Source organism: Deltaproteobacteria bacterium (assembly GCA_016709225.1).
GTDB lineage: Bacteria > Myxococcota_A > Polyangia > Nannocystales > Nannocystaceae > Xiheibacterium > Xiheibacterium phototrophicum.
Window position 1 is genome coordinate 3204610 of record JADJEE010000012.1, and the last position, 21959, is coordinate 3226568.

17 protein-coding genes are annotated in these 21959 nt (G+C 71.2%); 10 read left to right on the forward strand and 7 right to left on the reverse strand.

The features are described from left to right. Positions 1-8: 8 nt before the first annotated feature. Positions 9-749: a hypothetical protein gene (locus tag IPH07_38250; protein MBK6923293.1), complete on the reverse strand. Its 741-nt coding sequence runs from the start codon at positions 747-749 to the stop codon at positions 9-11. 28 nt (positions 750-777) lie between these two features. Here IPH07_38250 and IPH07_38255 point away from each other — a divergent pair, with 28 nt between their 5' ends. Both IPH07_38255 and IPH07_38260 read left to right on the forward strand, forming a co-directional pair. After that, entirely contained in the window at positions 778-1182 is a 405-nt protein-coding gene (locus tag IPH07_38255) for a hypothetical protein (GenBank protein ID MBK6923294.1), read from the forward strand. Between the two features lie 85 nt (positions 1183-1267). After that, the gene (locus IPH07_38260) at positions 1268-2446 is read left to right on the forward strand and encodes an acylneuraminate cytidylyltransferase (GenBank protein ID MBK6923295.1); all 1179 of its coding nucleotides are present in this window, start codon (positions 1268-1270) and stop codon (positions 2444-2446) included. On the opposite strand, the gene trxB is transcribed toward IPH07_38260, so the two are convergent. From trxB to IPH07_38275, 3 genes are all read right to left on the reverse strand, one after another. Beyond that, positions 2447-3379, reverse strand: coding sequence for a thioredoxin-disulfide reductase (gene trxB / locus IPH07_38265; protein ID MBK6923296.1), 933 nt, complete (start codon positions 3377-3379; stop codon positions 2447-2449). Positions 3380-3449: 70 nt separating this feature from the next. Next, complete coding sequence (locus IPH07_38270) at positions 3450-4964, reverse strand: trypsin-like peptidase domain-containing protein (protein MBK6923297.1); 1515 nt, start codon at positions 4962-4964, stop codon at positions 3450-3452. Between the two features lie 30 nt (positions 4965-4994). Continuing rightward, positions 4995-6323: a hypothetical protein gene (locus tag IPH07_38275; GenBank protein MBK6923298.1), complete on the reverse strand. Its 1329-nt coding sequence runs from the start codon at positions 6321-6323 to the stop codon at positions 4995-4997. A gap of 152 nt (positions 6324-6475) precedes the next feature. Between IPH07_38275 and IPH07_38280 the strand changes: the two genes are divergently transcribed. Both IPH07_38280 and IPH07_38285 read left to right on the forward strand, forming a co-directional pair. Next, a complete protein-coding gene (locus IPH07_38280) occupies positions 6476-7591 on the forward strand; it encodes a penicillin-insensitive murein endopeptidase (GenBank protein MBK6923299.1) in 1116 nt (371 codons plus the stop codon). A gap of 238 nt (positions 7592-7829) precedes the next feature. Continuing rightward, a complete protein-coding gene (locus IPH07_38285) occupies positions 7830-8195 on the forward strand; it encodes a hypothetical protein (protein MBK6923300.1) in 366 nt (121 codons plus the stop codon). A gap of 10 nt (positions 8196-8205) precedes the next feature. On the opposite strand, the gene IPH07_38290 is transcribed toward IPH07_38285, so the two are convergent. From IPH07_38290 to IPH07_38300, 3 genes are read right to left on the reverse strand one after another with little or no spacing between them, the layout of a single operon-like run. Further along, positions 8206-10050, reverse strand: coding sequence for an ABC transporter ATP-binding protein (locus IPH07_38290; protein MBK6923301.1), 1845 nt, complete (start codon positions 10048-10050; stop codon positions 8206-8208). Continuing rightward, the gene (locus IPH07_38295; protein ID MBK6923302.1) at positions 10047-11843 is read right to left on the reverse strand and encodes an ABC transporter ATP-binding protein; all 1797 of its coding nucleotides are present in this window, start codon (positions 11841-11843) and stop codon (positions 10047-10049) included. Before IPH07_38295 ends, IPH07_38290 begins: the two co-directional genes overlap by 4 nt. A gap of 24 nt (positions 11844-11867) precedes the next feature. Further along, positions 11868-12557 carry a hypothetical protein gene (locus tag IPH07_38300; protein ID MBK6923303.1) on the reverse strand — a complete coding sequence of 230 codons (690 nt, stop codon included), beginning with the start codon at positions 12555-12557 and terminating at the stop codon, positions 11868-11870. A gap of 193 nt (positions 12558-12750) precedes the next feature. Here IPH07_38300 and IPH07_38305 point away from each other — a divergent pair, with 193 nt between their 5' ends. The 6 genes from IPH07_38305 (at position 12751) to IPH07_38330 (ending at position 21916) form a co-directional block, all read left to right on the forward strand. Further along, on the forward strand, positions 12751-13656 hold the full coding sequence (locus IPH07_38305) for an XdhC family protein (GenBank protein MBK6923304.1): 906 nt from the start codon (positions 12751-12753) through the stop codon (positions 13654-13656). Beyond that, the gene (locus IPH07_38310) at positions 13653-14699 is read left to right on the forward strand and encodes a DNA adenine methylase (protein MBK6923305.1); all 1047 of its coding nucleotides are present in this window, start codon (positions 13653-13655) and stop codon (positions 14697-14699) included. The genes IPH07_38305 and IPH07_38310 overlap by 4 nt, the downstream gene beginning before the upstream one ends. 81 nt (positions 14700-14780) lie before the next feature. Then, positions 14781-16649, forward strand: coding sequence for a hypothetical protein (locus tag IPH07_38315; GenBank protein MBK6923306.1), 1869 nt, complete (start codon positions 14781-14783; stop codon positions 16647-16649). Between the two features lie 28 nt (positions 16650-16677). Further along, positions 16678-17265, forward strand: a complete 588-nt coding sequence (locus tag IPH07_38320; protein ID MBK6923307.1) for a nucleotidyltransferase family protein — start codon at positions 16678-16680, stop codon at positions 17263-17265. A gap of 11 nt (positions 17266-17276) precedes the next feature. Further along, a complete protein-coding gene (locus IPH07_38325; GenBank protein MBK6923308.1) occupies positions 17277-18101 on the forward strand; it encodes an enoyl-CoA hydratase/isomerase family protein in 825 nt (274 codons plus the stop codon). A gap of 296 nt (positions 18102-18397) precedes the next feature. Next, positions 18398-21916, forward strand: a complete 3519-nt coding sequence (locus IPH07_38330) for a protein kinase (GenBank protein MBK6923309.1) — start codon at positions 18398-18400, stop codon at positions 21914-21916. The last annotated feature ends 43 nt before the right edge of the window (positions 21917-21959 follow it).

Consider the following 21959-nt stretch of genomic DNA (forward strand, 5'->3'; position numbering starts at 1 on the left):
TCGAGCGCTCACTCGACGTGCGCGCCGAGCCCGGCCCGCAGGGCATAGGCCGCGATCCCGAAGGCCACCGACACATTCAGCGATCGCTTGTGGCCGAGCATCGGGATGAACACGACGCGCTCGCACAGCGCGAGGACGCGGGGGTCGACGCCGGAGACCTCGTGGCCGAGCACCAACATCACGGCCCGATCGTGGGCCGCCGCGCGGGTCTGCGCGGCGAACAGATCGACCGCCCGCTCGCCGCCCTCGAGGGCCCACAGCGACCAACCCTCCGCGAGGCACTGCGTGGCCGCCTCGATGGCATCGGCGTGTCGCCGCCATGGCACCGAGAGCTCTGCGCCGAGGGCGGTCTTCGCGAAGCCGGGGTGGGCCGGCGTGGGCGTGATCCCGGCGAGCACCGCCAGCGAGACGCCGACGCCATCGGCGGTCCGAAAGATGCCACCGACGTTGCGCAGGCTCCGAACGTTGTCGAGCAGCAGGCCGAGCCGGCGCGTGTGTCCACCCGCGCCCGCGCCGAGGTCCACGCTCGCGGCGCTCGCCGTCTGGGCGTGTGTCGTCGGCCGGTCTTGCGCGGGAGTCGGCACCTCGGCGCTGGTGTAGGGCTCGTCGACGAACTGGGTCGGCGCGCCGCACAGCGGGCAGCGCTCACCGAGTGGGCTGCCGTCGTCGACCGGAAAGCGCAGCCCGCAGCCGCCGGCACAGAGTCGGGCCCGAAAGCGTCGCGTCGCGCCGGTGGTGTCAACGGACATCGCGGGGGATGCTATCCTGCAAGCGATCGTGGTGTATCGCGACGACCGCCAGGCGCTCTCTCTGCAGGTTGCCGAGCTCGAGCGCGAGAACGATCGCCTGCGCGAAGAGCTCGACACCCTGCGTGGTGAGGCCAAGCGAGCCCGCGACGAGGACCGCGAGACCCGCCGCCGCGCCAGCGCCGAGGCCGGCTGCGTGGCCTGCGGTGGGTCGCTGCTGCCGGTTGCGTTGTTTGCGGGCCGCAACCTCAAGGCGCCGATCCCCATCTCGCTGTCGACCCTGCGCTTCGGCGATCCGGACGGGGGCTTCACGCGGTCGGCCCCCGTGCGCGCGCGGGTGTGCTCGAGCTGCGGCTACGTGCACTGCTTCATCGACATCGAGCGCGCCGGCGACGTCGCGTCGGCGGTCGCGTTCGACACACCCGACGAGGGCTGAACCGCGGGGCCGCGCTCCAGGGGTGTGGCCCCAAGCGGGACGTGGCCTGGATCGCCTGCGTGGCCTGCTGCACGAAGCCACCTGTATGACGACGGTCGCGCTCATCCCCGCCCGCGGCGGCAGCAAGGGCATCCCGCGCAAGAACCTGGTCGCGATCGGCGGCCGGCCGCTGCTGGTCCACAGCATTGCCCATGCACGCGCGACCGCGGGCATCGATCGCGTGTTTGTCAGCACCGACGACGACGAGATCGCCGACGTTGCGACCTCGGCCGGCGCGCAGATCATCCGCCGTCCGGCGGAGCTGGGCAGCGACACCGCGTCGACCGAGTCCGCCATCGAGCACGCGCTTGCGAGCATGCGCGCCGACGGGCTCGTGCCCGATCGCGTGGTGTTGCTGCAGGCGACCTCGCCGTTTCGCAGCCCCGGTCAGCTCGACGCCGCGCTGCAGCGGTTCGACCGCGAGGGCTGCGACAGCATGCTGTCGGTGGTGCGCTTCTGCGGCTTCGTATGGCGCGATGACGGCCACGGCGCGGCGCCGTGCACCTACGAGCCGGGCGCGCGGCCGCGGCGACAGGACATCCGCGGCATCACGCTCGAGACCGGCTCGTTCTACGTGTTCACCCGCGCGATCTTCGAGGCCACGGGGGCGCGGCTGGGCGGTCGCATCGCGACCTTCGAGGTGCCCGAGGCCGATGCGATCGACATCGACGAGCCGGCCGACCTCGAGCGCGCCCGCGCCGAGGCGCTGCGGCGGGGGTTCGGTGCCGATGTCGACCTCGCGGCCATCACGTGGCTGTGGCTCGATGTCGACGGCACCATGACCGACGGCGCGATGTACTACGGCGAGCAGGGCGACGAGCTGAAGCGCTTCGACACCCGCGATGGTGCCGGCATCGCGGCGTTCAAGCGCGCCGGCGGCCGCGTCGCGATCGTCACCGGCGAGCAGAGCACGGCCGCGGGGCGCCGCGCCGAGAAGCTGCAGGTCGATCACGTCGTGCTCGGCTGCCAGGACAAGGGCGCCGCGTTCGGCGAGTTCTGCCGCCGCTTCCGCGTGGCGCCGGAGCAGGTGCTCGCGATGGGCGACGACCTCGGCGACTTGCCACTGGTCGGGCGAGTCGGCGTGTTCGTGGCGCCACGCGATGCGCACGCCCAGGTGCGCGCGTGCGCCGACTGGATCACGCAACGCGATGGCGGCCACGGGGCCGTGCGCGAGGTGACCGATCGCCTGGTGCACGCGCGCGCGAGCCTGCGGCGCGCGGCCTGATCACTGCTCGGCGAGCCAACGCTCGGCGTCGATCGCTGCCATGCAGCCGGTGCCCGCGGCGGTCACGGCCTGGCGGTAGACCTTGTCGGCCACGTCACCGCAGACGAACACGCCGTGCACGCTGGTGTACGTGCTGCCGGGCCTGTCGATCTTGATGTAGCCGGCCTCGTCCATGTCGAGCTTGCCGACGAAGGGCTTGCTGTTGGGCTCGTGGCCGATGGCGAGGAACATGCCGGTGACCGCGAGCGTCTCGTCGGGCCCGCCGGTGGTGTCCTCGAGCAGCAGGCCGCTGACGCCGTCGCTGCCGAGGACCTCCTTCACGTTGCGGTTGTAGTGAACCGTGATCTTCGGGTTCTCGAGCACGCGGCGCTGCATGACCTTGCTCGCGCGGAAGCTGTCGCGGCGGTGGATCAGGTGCACCGAACGGCACATGCGCGTGAGGTACTGCGCCTCCTCCATCGCAGTGTCGCCACCGCCGATCACGGCGACGTCCTGGTTGCGGAAGAACGCGCCGTCACAGGTCGCGCAGGCGGTCACGCCCTTGTTGCGAAGCCGCTGCTCGCTGGGCAGCCCCAGATACTTCGCGCTTGCGCCGGTGGCGATGACGAGCGCGTCGGCGGTGTACACGCCGCTGTCGCCGACCACGCGGAACGGGCGCTGCGACACGTCGACCTCGTTGGCGAGGTCGTAGATGATCTCGGTGCCGAAGCGCTCGGCCTGCTCGCGCAGCTGGTCCATCATCTCGGGGCCGGTGACGCCCTTGGGATAGCCGGGGAAGTTCTCGACCTCGGTGGTCGTGGTCAGCTGTCCACCCGGCTCGGGACCCGCGAGCATCAGCGGCTGGAGATCTGCACGCGCGGCGTAGAGCGCCGCGGTGTAGCCGGCCGGGCCGGCGCCGAGGATCAGGATCTTGGAGTGCCGCGTGTCGCTCATCGTGATGCCGCGGAGCATACGGTGACACGCGACCGCCAACAACTGACGCAGGCCGCCCGCGCGGCGTGGCTCACGAAGCGATCTTCATGCTGAGCGTGATCACCGAGCCGTCACGCAGCACGTCGATGGCGAGCCGCTCGCCGCCGCCGCGCAACGCGTCGGCCACGTCGGGGGCGTCCTCGATGTCGGTGCCGTTGACGGAGCGCAGCACGTCGCCGGTGCGCAGTCCCAGCTGCTCGGCCAGGGACCCGGGCTCGATCGTCGCGACCTCGAGCCCGCGGTCACCCGGTCGCACCTGCACGCCCAGTCGCCCCGGGCGCGCGGTCGGTGGGGTCGGTGGGGTCGGGGCCGGGATCACGCCGATGGCGCCCGTCGACGGCGCAGCGCGCAGGTCGTCGAGGCGGTCGGCCGCGGGTCGCTCGGCCAACGTGGCCGCGAGCTCGAGCGTGCCGCCATCGCGCGTGACTTCGAGTCGCGCGACGTGGCCGGGCTCGAGCTCCGCCACGCGTGCGCGCAGGTCCGCGAAGTCCTTCACCGCGGTGCCGTCGACCTTGGTGATGATGTCGCCCTCGCGCAGCCCTGCGCTCGCCGCCGGGGTGCCTTCGTACACGCGACCGACCGTCGCGCCGACGGTCGTCGACGCATCGTCGCTGCGCTCGATGCCGGCGGCGCCGAGCCAGCCACGCACGACGCGGCCATGGGCCTGGAGCGCGGGCAGGATCTTCTTGGCTTGATCGATCGGGATCGCGAAGCCCGGCGCCGAGCCGGGGCCGACCGCGGTGTTGATGCCGATCACGCGACCCTGCAGATCGAAGAGCGGACCGCCGCTGCTGCCGGGCGCGATGTCGGCGTCGGTCTGCAGGAAGTCGAGGTAGCTCTCGCGGTAGAGCCCGAGGCTGCCGCGACCCTTCGCCGAGACGATGCCGACCGACGCGCTGTGCTCGAGCCCGAGCGGGCTACCGAGCGCGACCACCCAGTCGCCCACGCGTGCGGCGTTGCTGTCGCCCATGACCGCGGCTGGCAGACCGCTGGCGCCGTCGACCTGTACGAGCGCGAGGTCCGTCAGCGGGTCGCTGCCGACCACGTGGGCCGCGAACTCGCGACCATCGGACATGCGGACCTTCACCGATGCGGCACCCTCGACCACGTGGTGGTTGGTGACGACCAAGCCGTCGGTCGAGTACACGAAGCCGCTGCCGTGGCCCAGCGGTGTGGCCGACTCCGGCGCACCGAAGGCTCCGCCGCCGAACGGGAACGCGGCCCTTCGCGCAAAGCCCTGGGTGTGGACGCTGACGACGCTGGGGCCGACGTGCTCGAGCATCGGCGCGAGCGAGACGCGGGGATCGAAGCTGCCGATCTCACCACCCGCGGCGGTCGTGCGAAGGCCATCGACGGCCGCCATGATGGCCTTGGCGGTCTCGGTCTCGGGCGACTCGGTCGCGCTCGCGTCGGCGTCGGCGGCGGCCGCGTCGCGGCTGCAGCCAGTCGCGCCGAGGGCTGCGACGAGGCTACCGGGTCCGCAGACGAGCAACACGGCCGCGAGCGCGGGCCACGAGGTGGTTCGGCGGATGCGTAGGCTTGCCACGGAGGCGGCGAACCCAGGCCCCCGCAGGACCTATTCCCGCCCTTGGGGTCGGACCAGCTCGGACCACGTCCACGCGACCGGCGGCGCGTCGCTGTCGTGGTCTTCGTTCGCGCGCCGCAACCACAGCGACAGCGCGCGATGGTCGGTATCGACGATCATGGACTGCACGACCTCCGGCAATCGCACCCCGCGACCCACGCGCCATAACGCGTCGGCGTCGATGACGGGCTGGCGCCGTGATGCGTTCGCGAGCTCGCGATAGCGCGGGCACGAGGTGGGCGCACGCTTGGCGCGGAAGTGGTTGGTGGCCGCGAGGTGATCCGACGCGATCGCATCAGGGCCTTCCCCTTCGCTCGCCGTGCGGGTGACCACGCCATCGGCCTCGACCTCGAGCACGCGCGCGGGGCTGCGCACGGCGGCGGCAGCGACCGTCGCGGGCTCGACGACGTGGAGGATCCAGCTGCCCGCGTGGGTGGCTGCGCGCACCGATGCTTCGACATCGTCGGCGGTACTGCGGCCGTCGCCGTCGGTGTCGCGTCGTTCGAGTGCGTCGCGGACCAGCAGGTTGGCGGGCGCGAAGCCGGCGAGGGCCTGCAGCGCGCTGGCGGCCCCGTCGCCGTAGCCCATGTTGAAGAGCGCGGTCACGCCGGCCTCGTTGATGCAGCTCAGGCACGCGAGGTAGCCCGCGAAGCCGACCGAGACCAGCGCCTGTCGCTGCGGGTCCGACGGCATCGTCACGATGACGAGCTGCTGCGCGAGCAGGTCGGGATCGGTGCTCCAATCGAGGTTGCGCACGACCACCGCGGCGCCGTCGAAGGCCGCCGCGGTCGCGTCGCCCCACGTCGACAGCGACGAGCAACCGATTGCGAGCAGGTCGGTCATCGCGTTCAAGGCCAGGAGATCGTCGACGCTCAGCTCGCGCGCCAGCGCGGGCACGAATGCACCGCCGTGGTCGCGCATGCCCTCGATGACGCCGGCCGCCTCCTCTCGCAGGCTCGGCGCGATGGTGGCGGTACGCCCCATGGCCCCGGCGGCGGCGGTCAGGGCCGCGGGCGGCACCACGTCGAGCGCGTAGTCCTGCACCACCGCGAGGATGCCGTCGCGCAGCAGCGCGCCGTGGGCGTAGCCCATCTGCTGCGGCGTGCCCCACACCCGCAGCACGCGTTGGCCGTGCTCCAGCGTCAGCGTGCCGTTCACCGTCGCGGCCGACCCCGGGCCCTCGATCGGCCGCGACGCCGGCGCGAGCTCCGAGCTCGGCGTGCGGTGACCGGTCTCACCGCCCCGGCAGGCCGCAACCGCGGCCGCGCCGGCCAGCAGGTGCGCAGCGAGGAATCGTCGTGGGACGTACGCGTGCGGCAAGCTCCGTAGTGTGCGCCGTGGGATCGGCACGCGCCAGCGCGCGACCGCCATGCGACGCGCCCCTCGAGCGCGTGCGATCGCGGGCCGCGGGCGATTGCCCCAAGTCGCCGGCTTTCGTAGCTCCGCGGGCCCGTGCGACACTGCCGAGATCCATGCGTAGGCTCGCGCAGCAGCTCGTGCTCATCGCATGCGCGGTGACGTCCACGTCGGCGGTCGCCGGTGGCCACGACTGGCATCGCTCGATCGAGCCGACACGCTGCGACACCAGCAGTACGATCGAGTACCCGGCGGCCCAGCGGTGGGTCACCCACCGCTTCGTGCCCGGCGAGACGCTCGCGCAGCTGGCGGCCCGCTACGGGCTGCGAGAGTCGGATCTGCGGATCCACAACGGCATCCGCTCCGGTGTCGATCGCCTGGCCACCGGCAAGCGCATCAAGGTGAAGGCGCGCCGCATCCCGCCGCCACGGCGCGAGCTCGAGTACGTCGTGGGCGAGGGCGATACCTGGCAGTCGATCGCGCGCGCACACGGTGTCGATGCCAAGCAGCTGCAGGCGCATCACTGGCCTTGGCGCGACAAGATGACACCCGGGACCCACCTGCGGCTGTGGGTCGACCCCATCGTCCACGACTGGATCGTCGGCGCCCGCGACGACGACCCGGTGCCGCGCGGCGGCTTCGGCATCGGTGCGCCCGACACGGGCACGCTCGTGCACGGCGTCGCGATCCCGGCGGGGGAGGGCTACGAGCTACGATTCCCCGGTGCGAGCTACGGCACCTCGCATGCGGTCGCCGAGCTGACCAAGGCGCTCGCGAGCTGGCACGCGCACACCACCTACGAGGGCGTGCTGCAGCTGGGCACGATGAGCCGCGAGCACGGTGGCGCGATCGGTGATCATCGCTCGCACCGCACGGGTCGCGACATCGACATCAGCCTGCCGCGGCGCGTCGACGTGCCGGCGTGGATGCCCCTGACGCCACACCGCGTCGACTGGCTGGCGCTGTGGGATCTCGTGGGTGCGCTCGCGGAGGTCGACGCGACCGTGGTCTACCTCGACTACGCGCTGCAGAAGCCCTTCTACCGCGCGATGAAAGCTCGCGGCGTCGACGAGGCCGAGCTCCGCCGTCGCCTGCAATATCCGCGTGGACATGCGGCGAACCTAGGTCTGGTCCGACACGCGAAGGGGCACGACGAGCACATCCACGTACGCTTCGGCTGCGGTCCGTGTGAGACCGAGTGCATCGAGCTGGGCGCGTGGGCCAGCGGCTAGCGCCTTGCGGAGTCGCGGCCATGACGGCGTTCTGACCCACCACGATCCCTGTGTCGAGGGACTCGTCGGGTCGCGCCGCCCAAGGATTCCGCGGTCTCGCGCCGCCGCCCGCCAGCGGCCCCGGGCGCCGCCCACCCGAGGCGGCGGGCTGCGGCCGTGCGCCCCACCACAGTGCCCGCTCCGGACATCCGCCCGAAGGTTGCGCGCCGTTCGGGCCCCGCCGTATCCTCCGCGGACCATGTCCACGTTGCGAACCTCCCTCGGATTGGTGATCTGTGCGTCGCTCCTCGGCGGCTGCTACGGCAATGTCGACGCCTTCGCCAAGCGGGCCGCGGCGCTCTCGTGCAAGCGCACCAAGAACTGCGATGGCTCGGCGTTCGACGAGCTGTACAAGGGCGACATGGGTCGCTGCAAGGACGACGTCGAGGACAACCTCCACGATCAGCTCGATCCGCTGATCGACGATGCCGGCTGCGACTACGACGCCAAGGAGGGCCGCCTGTGCATCAAGACCGCGAACAAGCTGAAGAACGAGTGCAGCGACGACGCGGATCAGGACATCGCCGACGACTGCGCCGAAGTGCTCGACTGCCCCGGCGATTGAGCCGCTCGCTTCACCCCGGGGCGGCCGCGTCGACCGCCGCCGGGTCCTCGCCACCGTGGACCGCGGCCTCGTCCTCGAGGCCGGCGTCCACGAGCTCGGCATACAGCCCGCCCTTCGCCATCAGCTCGTCGTGGTGGCCGGACTCCGCGATCTGACCGCCCGACAGCACGATGATGCGGTCGGCGCGTCGGATGGTGGAGAGCCGATGGGCGATGACGATGACGCTGCGGCCGCGCAGCAGCTGCTCGATCGCGCGTTGGACCTTCTGCTCCGTGATGCTGTCGACGCTGGCGGTGGCCTCGTCGAGGATGAGCAGCGTGGGCTCGCGCGCGGCCACGCGGGAGAACGCCAGCAGCTGTGACTCGCCGGCCGAGAGGTTGGCCCCGCGCTCGCCGATCTCGAAGCCGAGCCCGCCGCGCTCGGCGATGGCGGTGTCGGCCTGCACGAGTCGCAGCGCGTTGCGCATGCGCTCGGGATCGTCGGCGATGCCGGCCTCGCCGAGCGAGACGTTGAAGGCGACGTCGTCGTTGAAGAGGAACACGTCCTGCTGGACCATCAGCACGTGTCGACGCAGGCGGTCGGCCGCGACGTCGGCGAGCTCGACCTCGCGGCCGTCGACCGGTAGCGTGATCGAGCCGCGGTAGCCGTCGTAGAAGCGCGTCAGGATGCGGCCGAGGCTGCTCTTGCCCGAGCCGGTGCGACCCACCACGGCGATGACCTCGCCAGGGGCGACGTCGAACGAAATGCCCTTGATGACGTCGGGGCCGTCGGGCTTGTAGCGGAAGCACAGGTCGCGCACCCGCACGCCGCCGCGCCAGCCCACCAGCGGATCGGGGCCTTCGCCGCGCGGCTCGGCGGGCTCGTCGAGCAGGCCGTAGATGCGCTCGAGCGAGGCCGCCGCGCGCTGGATGGTCGCGAGCTTGCCGGAGAACTCGCGGATGGGCCCGAACACCCGCTGCAGGTAGTCGACGAACGCGAACAGCAGGCCCAGCGTGATCGCACCGTGGCCCGCGACGCTGGGCGCTGCGAAGTAGATCATCAGCGCGATGGTGAAGGCCGCGATGCCGTCCATCAGGGAGAACAGCAGCGCGTCGAGCACGTTGGCCTTCTTGGTGGCCTCGAGGTTGCGCTGCCCCAGGCGCTCGTACTCGCCGAGGGCGGCGCGCTCGCGCCCGAACAGCTGCACCACGGTCACGCCGGTGAGCTGCTCGGCGAGGTAGCCGGTCTGCGCGGCCTGGGACTTGCGGACCTCGAGCTGCAGCCGCCGCAGTGCGGCGCCGAAGTAGCGCACGATGACGTAGAGCACCGGCGCGACCGTCAGCGTGATGAGGGTCAGCTGCGCGTCGAGGGCGAACATCGCGACCACGATCGCGCCGATCATCACGATGTCGGTGAGGATCGTGAAGACCCCGAACGCGAGCGTCTCCGACAGCGCCTCCACGTCGCTGGTGGTGCGCGAGAGCAGGCTACCGATGGCGTTGTTGTCGTAGAAGCGGGCCGGCAGCCGCAACACGTGGCCGAACACCTGCCGCCGCACGTCGCTGATGGTGGCGTGCCCGCCCCGCTGCAGCGCGTACACCTGCACCGCCGAGCACAGGAACTCGGCCATCACGGCGACCAAGAAGCCGATGCCGAGCACGCGCAGCCCGACGACGTCGCGCTCGGGGATCGCGACGTCGATCGCGTGCTTGAGCAACAGCGGGCGCAGCGTCGTCATCGCCGCGACCAGCGGGATCATCGACAGGCCCATGAAGATCCAGCGCCGATGCGCACGCGCGAAGCTCCAGAAGCGTCGCAGCAACGCCCATGGGCTCGGCGCTGCGCCGCCGCTGCGTGACTCGTCGCTGTCGCTCACGGGCTGCCCTCTTGGTGCGCGTGGGTCTCGGCGTACAGGCCGCGCTGACGCAGCAAGTCCTGGTGCGTGCCACGCTCGACCACACGGCCGCCGTCGAGCACGATGATCTCGTCGACGTGCTCGAGCACGCTGGTGCGGTGCGAGACGATGATCGTGGTGGGCGCGGAGCCACCGTCCTGCCCCGCGCGCAGCGCCCTGATCGCGGCGACCATCTTGGCCTCGGTGCCTTGATCGACCGCCGACAACACGTCGTCGAGCACCAGTACCGGGCGCTGGCGGTACAGCGCCCGGGCCAGCGCCGCGCGCTGACGCTGCCCGCCCGAGAGCATCACGCCGCGCTCGCCGACCACGGTGTCGAGGCCCTGCGGCAGATGGGCGATGTCGTCGGTGAGCGAGGCCGCGTCGAGCACCTCGTCGAGTCGCGGATCCGGCGGATCCGGCTCGCGGGGCTCGCCCTTGCGCCCGCGGCGGGCGCGGGGATTGGCGTCGGCCAGGGTGATGTTGTCGCGCAGCCGGGTCGAGAACAAAAAGGGCGTCTGGGGCACCACCGCCATCGCCTCGCGCAGTGCCGACAGCGGCACCGTCGAGGCGTCGACACCGTCGATCCACACGGTGCCCTTGGGCGGCGTGTAGACCCGCGCGACGAGGTTCACCAGCGTGGTCTTGCCCGAGCCGGTCTTGCCGAACACGCCCAGCGTGCGACCCGGCTCTATGGTGAGCTCGATGTCCTGCAGCGCCGGAGTCTCGGTGCCCTCGTAGCAGAACGAGAGGTGGCGCAGCTCGAGCCGCGGCGGCGCGTGGATCTCGAGCTGGTGCTCGACCGCGGGTAGCTCGTCGGGGGTGTGCAGCAGCTCGGCGACGCGATCGGTCGCGATCATGCCGCGGCCGACCGCCGCGAGCACCCACGCCAGCGAGGTGAGCGTGCCGACCAGCGACACCAGCAGGGCGGTGAAGGTCGCGAGGTCGCCGACGCCGAGCTCACCCTGGAGCACGCGATTGCCACCGGCCCACAGCACCACGCCGGTGCCGGCGAGGCCCGAGAACGCGAGCACTGGCATGCCGAACGCACGGATCGCCGAGACCCGCAGCTGCAGGTCGAGGTAGACCTGGTTGCGCTCGTCGAAGCGACGCATCGTCGCGTCCTCGGCCGCGTGCGAACGCACGGTGCCGATGCCCGCGTAGGACTCGAGCACCCGGTCCGACAGCCGCGCGAGCAGCTGCATGCCGTCGCGCACCATCGCGAAGAAGCGCTTCACGGTCCAGCGCATGTACGCGGCACCGAACGCCACCGGTGCGAGGCACCACAGCGTCAGCTCCACATCGGTGCTCAGCATCTGGAACAGGTGCATCGGGATCGCGACGGCGACGTTGCACACCTGCAGGCCCGCGAAGCCCACCAGCAGGCGGACGGCGGTGGTGTCGTTGCTGGCGATGCTGACCAGCTCGCCGACCTTGCGGCGGTTGAAGAACGGCCGCTGCAACCCCAGCAGCCGCTCGAACAGATCGATGCCCAGGCGGAACTCGATCTCGCGACCGGGGTTGAAGAACAACGCGCGCGACAGCGTGCGCACGCCGATCACTGCCAGCGCCAGCAGCATCAGCTCGACGGCCATGCCGCGGGCGTCGGCGAGCGCCGCCGCGCCGTCGCGCTCGAGCACGTTCAGCGCCTGGCCCATGAGCGCCGGGATGCGCACGACGGCATAGTTGGTCGCCAGCAGTGCGATTGCACCGATGGTGTACTGCCGCAGGTTGCGTCGGGCGTAGCGCCCGAGGAAACGTAGGGTCGCGTTCACGGCGCTTGGGGGACCGCCTCGGCGTCAACCGGCCTTGGCGTCGGCCTTGGCGTCGGCCTTGGCGTCGGCCTTCGCGTCGGCACCGGCCTCGGGCTCGGCCACGACGCTCTCGTCCTTCTCGATGTCGTCGAGCGACTTGCCGATCTCGTCGAGCTTGGCGCGGATGTCGGTGAGCGCGGTCTTGAAGCCCTCGTTGGCGCTGATGTCCGGCGCCAAGTCGTTGCGGAGGTTGCCCCACGCCTGCAGCGCTGCCGAGATCGCGACCTCGGTGTCGCCGCCCTCGGTGCCCTTGGCCGTGAGCTCGTCGTGGAACTTGGTGACCTTGCTGGCTTCCTTCTTGTACTTCTCGTTCCAGCTGTCGAGCGCGGCCTGGCCGTCCTTCGCCTTCGCCCACTTGGGTGCAGCCTTCTCGACCTCGTCGAGCTGCTTGCGGATGTCGTCGAGCAGCTTGCGGTAGTCCGCGAGCCGGCCCTTCACGTAGATCTTGCTGTCGAGCACGTACTTCGCGGTGGCTTCGGCGCGCGCGTCCTCGGGGCTGCGGAAGCCGGCCTTGCGACGCGCCTCCTCGAGCTCCTCGGGCGTGGCCTTGTCGGCGCCGGCCTGCTTCATCTCGCTGAGCTTCTTTTTCTCCGGCGCCTTCTCCTCGATCCGAGGTGTGCTGTCGCAGGCGGCGACGAAGGTGGACAGGGCGATGAGAACGACGATCCGGCGCATGGCTTGGTCTCCTGTCTGCCGCCCGGGTGGTCGACCGACGGCGAGCAGCGCGCAACGACGCGCGCGCTACCGTATCAGACCACCGCTGCGAAGACATCGTCCGAACGGGTGCGCGTCACCTCAGGATCGTCCGAACGGGGATCGGGGGCCCATGGGCGCGCCGGCGCCGGCGTGGCTTGCTATGCTCCCGCGGGTGCAGCAGCGCCACGTCGGCAGTCGCGGCAGCGCGACCGCGCTGGACGTCGCCAGGGCGATCGTCGAGGTGCTCGACGGCAGTGCCGGTGTGGTGGCCGCGGTCGCCACGGTGATCGAGCGCTCGGGCTCCGCACCGCAGGTCGTGGGCGCCCGGCTGGTGTTGCGCGACGACGGCCAGCAGATCGGCACCGTCGGCGGCGGTGCGATCGAGGCTCAGGTCGTCGACGCCGCACGCGCGTGTCTCCGCGACGGCCGCAGCCGCCGCGTGCAGGCCCACCTCGTGCGTGACCTCGGCATGTGTTGTGGCGGCTCGATGGAGGTGTTCGTGGAGTTCGTGCAGGCGCAGCCGCGGCTGTTCGTGATCGGGGCGGGCCACGTCGCGCAGGCCCTGGTGCCGCTGGCGGCGACCGCCGGCTTCCGCGTGACGGTGTTCGACGATCGCGAGGATCTGCTCGAGCATCCTGCGTTCGCCGATGTCGCCCGTGATGCGCTCGACGTCGACGAGATCGTCGAGGCGGTGCCGGATCTCGGCGAGCGCGACTACGTCGTGATCGTCACCCGCGATCACGCCCGCGACGAGAAGGCGCTGGCGTCGTTGCTCGCGCGTGCGCACGGCTACATCGGCATGATCGGCAGTCGCCGCAAGGTCGTGGCGGTGCTGCGCCGCATCCTCCACCGCGAGCAGCAGCTCGGGCGACCCGCGCCCGATCTCTCTCGCGTGCGCGCGCCGATCGGGCTCGCTCTCGGCGGTCGAACGCCGGTCGAGATCGCGATCAGCATCGTCGCGGAGCTCATCGCCGCTCGCCACGGCGGCGACGGTCAGCCGATGAGCACGATCGGGCAGCTGCCGGCCCAGCTGCTCGGGGGTGCCGCACTCGACGACGAGCCCGCCGAGGGTGTGTGATCAAGTATCTCGGCTCGAAGCGGCTGTTGCTGCCGCAGATCTGCGAGGTCATCGCCGCGCTCGGCCAGGGCGCCACGGTGCTGGATGCGTTCGCCGGCACCTCGCGGGTCGGCCATGCACTCAAGGCCCGGGGCCTGAAGGTGGTGGCCAACGATCACAACGCCTATGCCGCCACGCTCGCGCGCTGCTACGTGCAGGCCGATCGCGAGGACGTGCTGGCCGACGCGACCCGGCTGGTGCAGCACTACAACCGGCTACCGGGACGCGCGGGCTACTTCACCGAGACCTTCTGCGAGCGCAGCCGCTTCTTCCAGCCCCGCAACGGCGAGCGCATCGACGCGATCCGCGAGGCCATCGCGGTCGACGGCCTCGCACCCGAGCTCGAGGCCGTGATGCTGACGTCCTTGATGGAGGCCGCCGACCGGGTCGACTCGACCACCGGCGTGCAGATGGCCTATCTCAAGCAGTGGGCGCCGCGGGCCTACAACCCGCTCGAGCTGCGGGTGCCCGAGCTGCTGCCGCGCGCCCGCGGTGGCAAGGGCCACGCGCACTGCCGCGATGCGCTCGAGCTCGCCGGTGACGTCGAGGTCGACATCGCCTACCTCGATCCGCCCTACAACCAGCACAAGTACCTCGGTAACTATCACATCTGGGAGTCGCTGGTGCGGTGGGACAAGCCCGAGGTCTACGGCACGGCGTGCAAGCGCATCGACTGTCGCGAGCGAACCTCGGCGTTCAACTCCAAGCCCAACGCCGCCGCGGCGATCACCGGTCTGGTCGATCGCGTGCGCGCGCGCTTCGTGGTGCTGTCGTTCAACAGCGACGGCTACTTCACGCGCGAAGGCATGGAGACGTTGCTGCGTGGTCGCGGCCTGGTTGCGGTGCACGAGCACGACACCAAGCGCTACGTCGGCGCTCAGATCGGCATCTACGACCCACGCGGACGCAAGGTCGGTCGCGTTGGCGCGCTGCGGAACAAGGAGTTCCTGTTCGTGCTCGATCTGCGAGCCGCGGGCGCCGGCGCGTCTGCGACGAGCTCGTGAGGGCGCGCCCGCGCGGGGCGTCTTCGCCCCGGCGGTGGCTTCGGTTTGCCTCGCTCGGGCGCCAAACGTACACTGCCGCGCATGTCGAGCCCCCGCCCGTTCCTCGCGGCCACGTTGGTCGCCCTCGCGATCGGTGCCGCGTCCTGCGAGAAGAAGCAGGAGACCGGCACCAACGCGCCCCTGGTGATCAACGGTACCGCGCCGGTCGTGAGCGACGATCCCGGCGGCAAGCCGGCCACGAACACGCCGCGACCGGCGATCCAGAAGCTCAACATCACGGGCACGATCACCGGCATCCCGGATCTGTTCGACGCGTTCCGCGAGATCAACGCCCGCTGGGCCGACGGCGACACCGACGCGCGGGCCGAGCTGCAGGCGGGCCTGCTGCAGGCCGGCTTCTCGCCGTCGTTCCTCGACAACCTCGATCTCGCGGGGGCGCACTCGGTGTGGTTCGCGTACCCGCAGCAGTCGGAGAGCGCGACCCCGGCCGACGTGAACCTCGCCGCGAGCATCGCGGTGATCGACGGTCGCAAGGTCATCGAGGGGGCGCCGGCGTCGTCGCGGCCGCAGCCGCTGGGTGATGGCATGTGGGAGCTCAAGAGCGCCGACAGCCACCTGCTGATCAAGGAGAACGGCAAGGAGCTGTTGCTGGGCCTCTCGCCGCAGGACATCGCGCGCGCCGGCTCGCTGCGCGCCGAGGCCAAGACCGATCACCACATCACCAGCAAGCTGTGGAACATCCCCAAGGACGAGCTCGATCCGGCGGCGCTGTTCGGCCTGCAGGGCAGCTCGAAGCCGGCGCGCGAGCTCGCCGAGGTGCTGAAGAACCTCGAGTCCATCTCGCTCGTGGCAGATGCAGCACCCGACAAGGACGCCACCTTGGTCGTGTCGGCCGACGCGCCGTTCTCGCGGCTTGGCATCGAGCCGATCGGGAAGGCCCGCGGGTCGGCCACCGCGATCGAGGGCAAGCTGCCGGGCAACCCGATGTTCGTCAGCACGCTCAGCTGGGGCGACCCGGCGCTGCTCGAGCGCACGCTGACCTCGCAGGTGCCGGTCTCGCAGCTGCCCGAGCCGTTCGCGAGCATCGTCAAGCAGGCCCTCGATGCCTCGGTCACGCTGCTGAAGCAGGTCGCCAACGACGTGGTGATCGCGATCTACGTCGACGCCAGTGGCAAGCCCACCGCGTTGGTTGCCGCCGACGTGAAGGACGACGCCAAGACCCGCGATGCCATGCACGCGATCGCCGACGCCATCAAGCAGGCCGTCGAGGCGCAGAACACCCTCGCGGGCAAGCAAGCCAGCGCGAAGATCGGGCTCGAGTGGAAGCCCGGCGGCGTCGCGGTCGCGGGCGGCAAGGCCGACAAGATGGTCCTGCGTGCGCCCAAGGATCTCGCGGGCGAGATCGGGGAAGCCTCGATCCTCCTCAACAAGGACGCGCTCGACGTCATCTCGATGGTGCAGGGCAACGCCGCCGTGATCGCGATCGGACCCGGCGCGAAGGCGCTGGCGACCGACGTCGCCAAGGGCCTCGCGAAGCCGCGCAAGGACAGCCTCGCGCAGCACACCGGGCTCGGACGCCTGCGCACGACCATGGGCGGCTGTCAGATCTGCGTGGCCTTCGATCCCACGGCATACCTGCGCTTCCGCGTCGCGCTCATGATCGCCAAGGACAAGACCGCGGCGAAGCAGGGCAAGAGCTCGCTGGCCGAGCTGAAGAAGGTCGGCAACGTCGGCTCGGCGATGGTCGGCTTCAAGGTCGAGCCCAAGCAGGGTGCGATGGGCAGCGTGCTGCCCAAGGAGCTGCTGTTCGCCAACAAGGCCGCGGTCGCGACGTTGAAGCGGGTGAACGACCTCGTCGACGCCGGTGGTGCGAGCGTCGTCGCGACGCCGCCCGGCGCGAAGAAGGAACCCGCGCCGAAGAAGGCGCCGCCCAAGGGCAAGGCGGGCTGAGGCCACCGCGCTTGCGGGACGCGCTTCGATGATCCACGCGCTCGTCCTCGCCGCGGGTGCGGGCGAGCGCATGGGCGCGGCCAAGCCACTGTTGCGGTGGCGTGATCGCAGCTTCGTGGCCCACGTGGTTGCAGCCGTGCGCGACGGCGGCTGCACCCGTGCGTGGGTGGTGCAGGGCGCGTGGCCGCTGCCCGTCGAGGAGCTCGGCGACGCGACCGTCGTTGCGCATCCGGGGTGGGCGGCGGGGCCGTTCACGAGCCTGCAGGCGGGTGTGCGCGCGATCTCGACGACGCCGCCCGGGGCGGTGCTCGTGGCGAGCATCGATCGGCCGCACCTGCGTGTGCAGACGGTGGCGGCGTTGATCGAGGCATGGCGCCGCGAGCCCGCGGCGATCTGGCAGCCGTTCCAGGCCGGGCGGCGCGGCCACCCGGTGCTGTTGCCGTGGTCCGCGGCCGCACACGCGTTGGTGTCGCCGGCCGTGAGCCTGCGCGAGCTGATGGCCGCGCTGCCGCATCCGCGCCGCACGCTCGCATCGGACGACCCCGCGGTGCTCGACAACATCGACACCCCCGAGGACCTCGCGCGGCTGCTGGCCGAGGACGGCAGCCAGGGGTAGCTTCGCAGGCCGTGGACACCTCGCGCTTCGCCGCCCTGCATCCCGAGCTCGACCTCGATCGCAAGCTGCTGACGTTGTGGCTCGATCACGGCAAGGCCAACGAGATGGGCAGCGAGCAGCTCGACGCCTTCACCGCGTTGTGCGAGGTGCTCGAGCACGACGACCGTGTGATGTGCCTGTGCACGAGCAGCCGCCGCACGAGCGCCAAGGGCAAGCCGATTTTCATCAGCGGCGCCAACGTGACCGAGCGCGTCGGCTGGGACGACGAGCGCGTGCGCGCCCATGTCGTCCGTCAGCGCGAGCTCATGCGCCGCATCCGTCGACTCCCGCTCTTCCACGTGGTGGTGCCGAGCGGCATCACGCTCGGTTGGGGCACCGAGTACGTGCTCACCGGCGACTACGCGATCGCGACGCCCCAGGCGAGCTTCGCCCTGCCCGAGACCGGACTCGGCATCATCCCCGGTGCTCGGGGCACCGCGGAGCTGGCCGATCTCGTCGGCGTGGCGCAGGCGCTGCGGCTCGGCTGCACCGGCGAGTCGATCGACGCCACCGAGGCGCACCGCATCGCCTTGGTGCAGGAGCTCGCCGAGGATCTCGCGGCCGCTTGCGCACGCGTTGCAGCGATTGCGCTCGCCGTCGCCCGCCGATCGCCGACCGCGGTGGCCGCGTTCAAGCAGGCGCTCCTCGACGGCCGCGGCCGGCCCGAGCCCGAGCGGCTCGCGTGCGAGGCCGCCGCCTACGCGCGGACCGTGGAGACCGGGGAGGCCGCCATCGGGCGCGCCAACTTCGCGGCGATCGTCGCTGGATCCGCGCCGGGCTGGGGTCCCCGGCGGTGAGTTGGGTGGTCTTCCCCACCGGCGGCCCGAGCCCCACCAGGATTCCAGCCCGAGGCGCGATGGGCGGCCCTGCCCCGGACGTAACGATGTTCTGCCCCGCGAGGCCGATTTCGTCACGGTCAGCATGAGTCAGTTGCATTACCTCGAATGCAGGTAGACTAAGCTCTCGTCGCACGCGAGGGCTGTTGTTCGCAACCGCCCAGCTGACCTACCCTCGGGCCGCCCGTTGCGGTCCATCCGCAGCCGGCCGCGTTCGTGCGGCCAGACCCCCCGAAGACGGCGATGCGATCCACCCGATGACGTCGGAGTACCAGCCCGAGGCCGAGCCGCTCGAGGGCAATGCGCCCGAGCGCATCGCGCGACGCTATGCGGTTCGTCGTCTGCTCGGTCGCGGCGGCTTCGGTGCGGTCTACGAGGCGTACGACGAGCTCGAAGACCGCGTCGTCGCGCTGAAGTTGATCCGCCGTGACAGTCCGGTCGGCACGCGGCTTGCGCCCCCCGACTCGAGTCACGCGCAGGACTCACGGATCCAGCAGCGTCGCGCCGTGACGCGGAGCTTCGGCACCCCGGGCTCGCTCGGCCCCGACAACCTCGCGGCGGCGTTCAAGGAAGAGTTCCGGCTGCTCACGCAGCTGCACCATCCCAACCTCGCGACGGTGCACGACTTCGGTCGCTGCGGCGATACCGACTCCTTCTACTTCACGCAGGAGCTGGTCCGCGGCGACGACATCTCGGGCTACCTGAAGGGGGCCACGCGCGACCAGGTCGTCGAGCTGTTCCTGCAGCTCGCGCGCGCGCTCGACTACATCCACGCGCTCGGGCTCGTGCACGGCGACATCAAGCCCTCGAACGTGCTGGTCACGCGCACCGAGGCCGACGGCACGCCGCAGGCCAAGCTCATCGACTTCGGGCTCGCCCGCATGTTGCGCGAGCCCGCCGACAGCATCCCCAGCCCCGAGGCCGAGGACGACGAGAGCATCACCGTGCTCGGGACGCCGGGCTTCTCGGCGCCAGAGAAGATCCGCGGTCAGCTCACCGACGCGCGCTCCGACATCTACTCGCTCGCGGCAACGCTCTACGCGGCCATCCGCGGTCATCGGCCGTTCCCCGGCAAGAGCTTCCGCGAGGCGTTGCGGGTCCAACGCGACTGGCGGCCCGAGCTCGCCGGCGCGCTGCTGCAGCCCGCCGGGCCGGTGGTCGCCGAGCTCATCGGTCGCATGCTCGAGCCCGATCCGGCCAAGCGCCCGCAGAGCGCCCGCGCGGTGGTGCTCGAGCTGCTGCGACGCGAGGCGGTGCAGGTCCGCGATCGCGCACAGAGCGAGCAGGAGCGCCGCGACTTCGCACGCGTGCTCGTCGAGCAGCTGCCGTTCGTCGATCGAGCGCACTACGCCGAGCTCATGCTCGACAAGGCCGCCGACGTGCTGCGCCCGGTCGGCGAGGGCGCCGACCCGGCAGCCTCGAGCGCGACCCGCCTGCGCGGCCGATTGCTGCGCACGATCGTCGTGAAGGCCCCCGAGGGCATGGGCAAGCAGCGACTGCTGGCCGAGCTGCGACGCGAGGTCCAGCTCGGCGACGGCCTGTTCGTCGAGGGCAGCTGCTGGACCAACGACACCTCGGCCGTCGGTGCCTTCGCCGCGGTGATCGTGCAGCTCGCGACCGCGCTGGGCGAGCGCTCGCGGGTCGTCACGGCCTACGGCGAGCTGGTTCGTGCCGCACGCCGACGGTCGCTGACCGAGTCGGCCAGCGATCAGATCACCGAGTTCCTGGTCGCCGCCGCGCGCGAGCGACCCTACGTCTTGCACGTGTCGAACCTGTCGCGCGCGCAGGAGGCCACGCGCGCGACCTTCGAGCAGCTGTGTCGCGCGATCGATCATGCCGAGGCGCCGCTGTTGCTGTGCGGCACCACCGAGCCACACAGCAAGGTCACGCCGTTGCTGCACGCGCTCAGCCGCGACCAGGTGTCCGAGGTGTGGAGCCTGCGGCCGTTCTCGGAGCGCGAGATGCAGCTGGTGCTGCAGGGAGTGCTCGGCGACACGCCGGTGCTGCGCGAGCTGGCGTCGATGCTGGACAAGCTGACCGGCGGCCATCCGCTGTCGTTCCGCGAGACCCTGCGCGTGCTGATCGAGGAGGGCATCCTCATCCGCGACGCCGACACCTGGACGCTGCGTGGCGCCTCGACGGCCGCCGACGAGCTGCACAAGACCCTCGCGCAGCGCTCGGAGGCGCGGCTCGATGGCCTCGGAGTGTCGGGCTGGGAGATCGCCAGCATCCTCTACCTGCTCGAGGCGCCGATCGAGGAGCGGCAGCTGTCGCAGCTGTCGGACCTGCGACCCGAGCGATTCTCGCGCACGCTCGACCGCCTCGAGGGCGAAGGCCTCATCACCCGCAGCGCGAGCTCGGGCGCGAGCGTCATCCAGCTCGCGCACGAGTCGGTGCGCGAGGCGGTGCGTGGGCGCTACGAGGACTCGCTCGACGAGACCCGGCTCGACCTCGCCGCGCGCATCGAGGAGTTCGACAGCCCGGAGGCCAACTTCGTGTATCTCCGGGCGCGCCTGCTCGACGACGCCTCCGAGGGGCTCGAGGCGATCGACGCGCTCGAACAGGCGGTCGATCGCCTGCTCGACGCGCAGCAGCCCCAGCTCGCTGGCCAGGTGCTCGAGCGGCTCATCGCGCGGCTTCGTCGCCACGGTCGCACCACCGCGCTCGACCGCCTGCTGCGGGCGCAGATGAAGCTGCTGCGCCACGCCGCCGGTGCGCTCGACGACCCGCGCCGCGAGGCCGCCCACTACGAGGCCGGCATCCTGGTCGCCGAGCTGCTGGGCGACTTCTCGGCGCAGGCGCAGTTCTGGCTGGGCCTGGTCGATCGCTACGCCGGCATGGCGAACCTCGACATGGACCTCACGCTCGAGCGGCTCGAGAAGGCCTCCGAGGCCGCGCGTCATGCCCGTGATCGCGTGCTCGAGCTGCGCATCGCCAACCGACGCACCGAGGTGTTGCTCGGCGCGGGCGAGATCGAGAAGGCTGCACGGTGGAGCCGACAGGCGATGGAGATCGTCGACCTCGACGAGGCCTCGCCCGCCGACAAGCTGCACGTCATCGGCGTGCGCCTGCGCTGTCTGTCGTTGTCGGGCCAGATCGGCGAGGCCCGGCGACTGCACGACCTCGGGCGGCCGATCGCCGGTGACGTGCCCGTGCTGCAGCGACAGAGCTACCTGTCGGGCATCGCCTACCTGGCGGTGTTCGGTGGGGATCCCGGCCGTGCAATCCCCGAGATCGAGGATGGCGTGCAGGAGATCCGCGACGCCAACCTGCCGCGCCTGCTGCTGACACCGCTGCACAACCTCGGCGACCTGCGGCTGCGCAACGAGGACCTCGAGCTCGCCGAGGACGCGTTTCGCGAGTGCATCCGCCTGGCGGCCGCGTTCGGCCACGACTACCACGTGCACCTCAACCGCGGATTCCTGGGCTACGTGCTCGCGCGCCGTGGCAGCGCCGAAGACGGCGCCGTCATGCTCGCCGACGCCAAGAACGGCATGCTCACCGTCCACGGCGAGCACGTCGCGTTGCAGCAGCTGCGCCTGTTGGACGCCGAGGTCGCACACATGCTCGGCGACAGCGCGCGGGCCCGTCGCGAGCTCGAGGAGATGCTCGCGGACTTCCACACCGCCAACGAGCTGAGCCTCGCGCACTGGGCCCAAGAGGCGCTGGCCCGCATCGAGCGGGATCTGGGCACGAGCTTCATCGAGACGCCTGCCGTGGTCGCGGACGATTCCGACCCGGAGCAGGACACCGTGCGGACCAAGCCGCTGCGGTGATGCTCGCCGCGGCACGTGGCCTCGCGCCGCGGTAGCCGGCCCT

Excerpts from the sequence above, each read along its gene's own strand:
- IPH07_38250 (MBK6923293.1), bottom strand. The coding sequence starts at position 749 with ATGTCCGTTGACACCACCGGCGCGACGCGACGCTTTCGGGCCCGACTC.
- IPH07_38260 (MBK6923295.1), top strand. The coding sequence starts at position 1,268 with ATGACGACGGTCGCGCTCATCCCCGCCCGCGGCGGCAGCAAGGGCATC.
- trxB (MBK6923296.1), bottom strand. The coding sequence starts at position 3,379 with ATGAGCGACACGCGGCACTCCAAGATCCTGATCCTCGGCGCCGGCCCG.
- IPH07_38280 (MBK6923299.1), top strand. The coding sequence starts at position 6,476 with ATGCGTAGGCTCGCGCAGCAGCTCGTGCTCATCGCATGCGCGGTGACG.
- IPH07_38285 (MBK6923300.1), top strand. The coding sequence starts at position 7,830 with ATGTCCACGTTGCGAACCTCCCTCGGATTGGTGATCTGTGCGTCGCTC.
- IPH07_38300 (MBK6923303.1), bottom strand. The coding sequence starts at position 12,557 with ATGCGCCGGATCGTCGTTCTCATCGCCCTGTCCACCTTCGTCGCCGCC.
- IPH07_38315 (MBK6923306.1), top strand. The coding sequence starts at position 14,781 with ATGTCGAGCCCCCGCCCGTTCCTCGCGGCCACGTTGGTCGCCCTCGCG.
- IPH07_38320 (MBK6923307.1), top strand. The coding sequence starts at position 16,678 with ATGATCCACGCGCTCGTCCTCGCCGCGGGTGCGGGCGAGCGCATGGGC.
- IPH07_38330 (MBK6923309.1), top strand. The coding sequence starts at position 18,398 with ATGACGTCGGAGTACCAGCCCGAGGCCGAGCCGCTCGAGGGCAATGCG.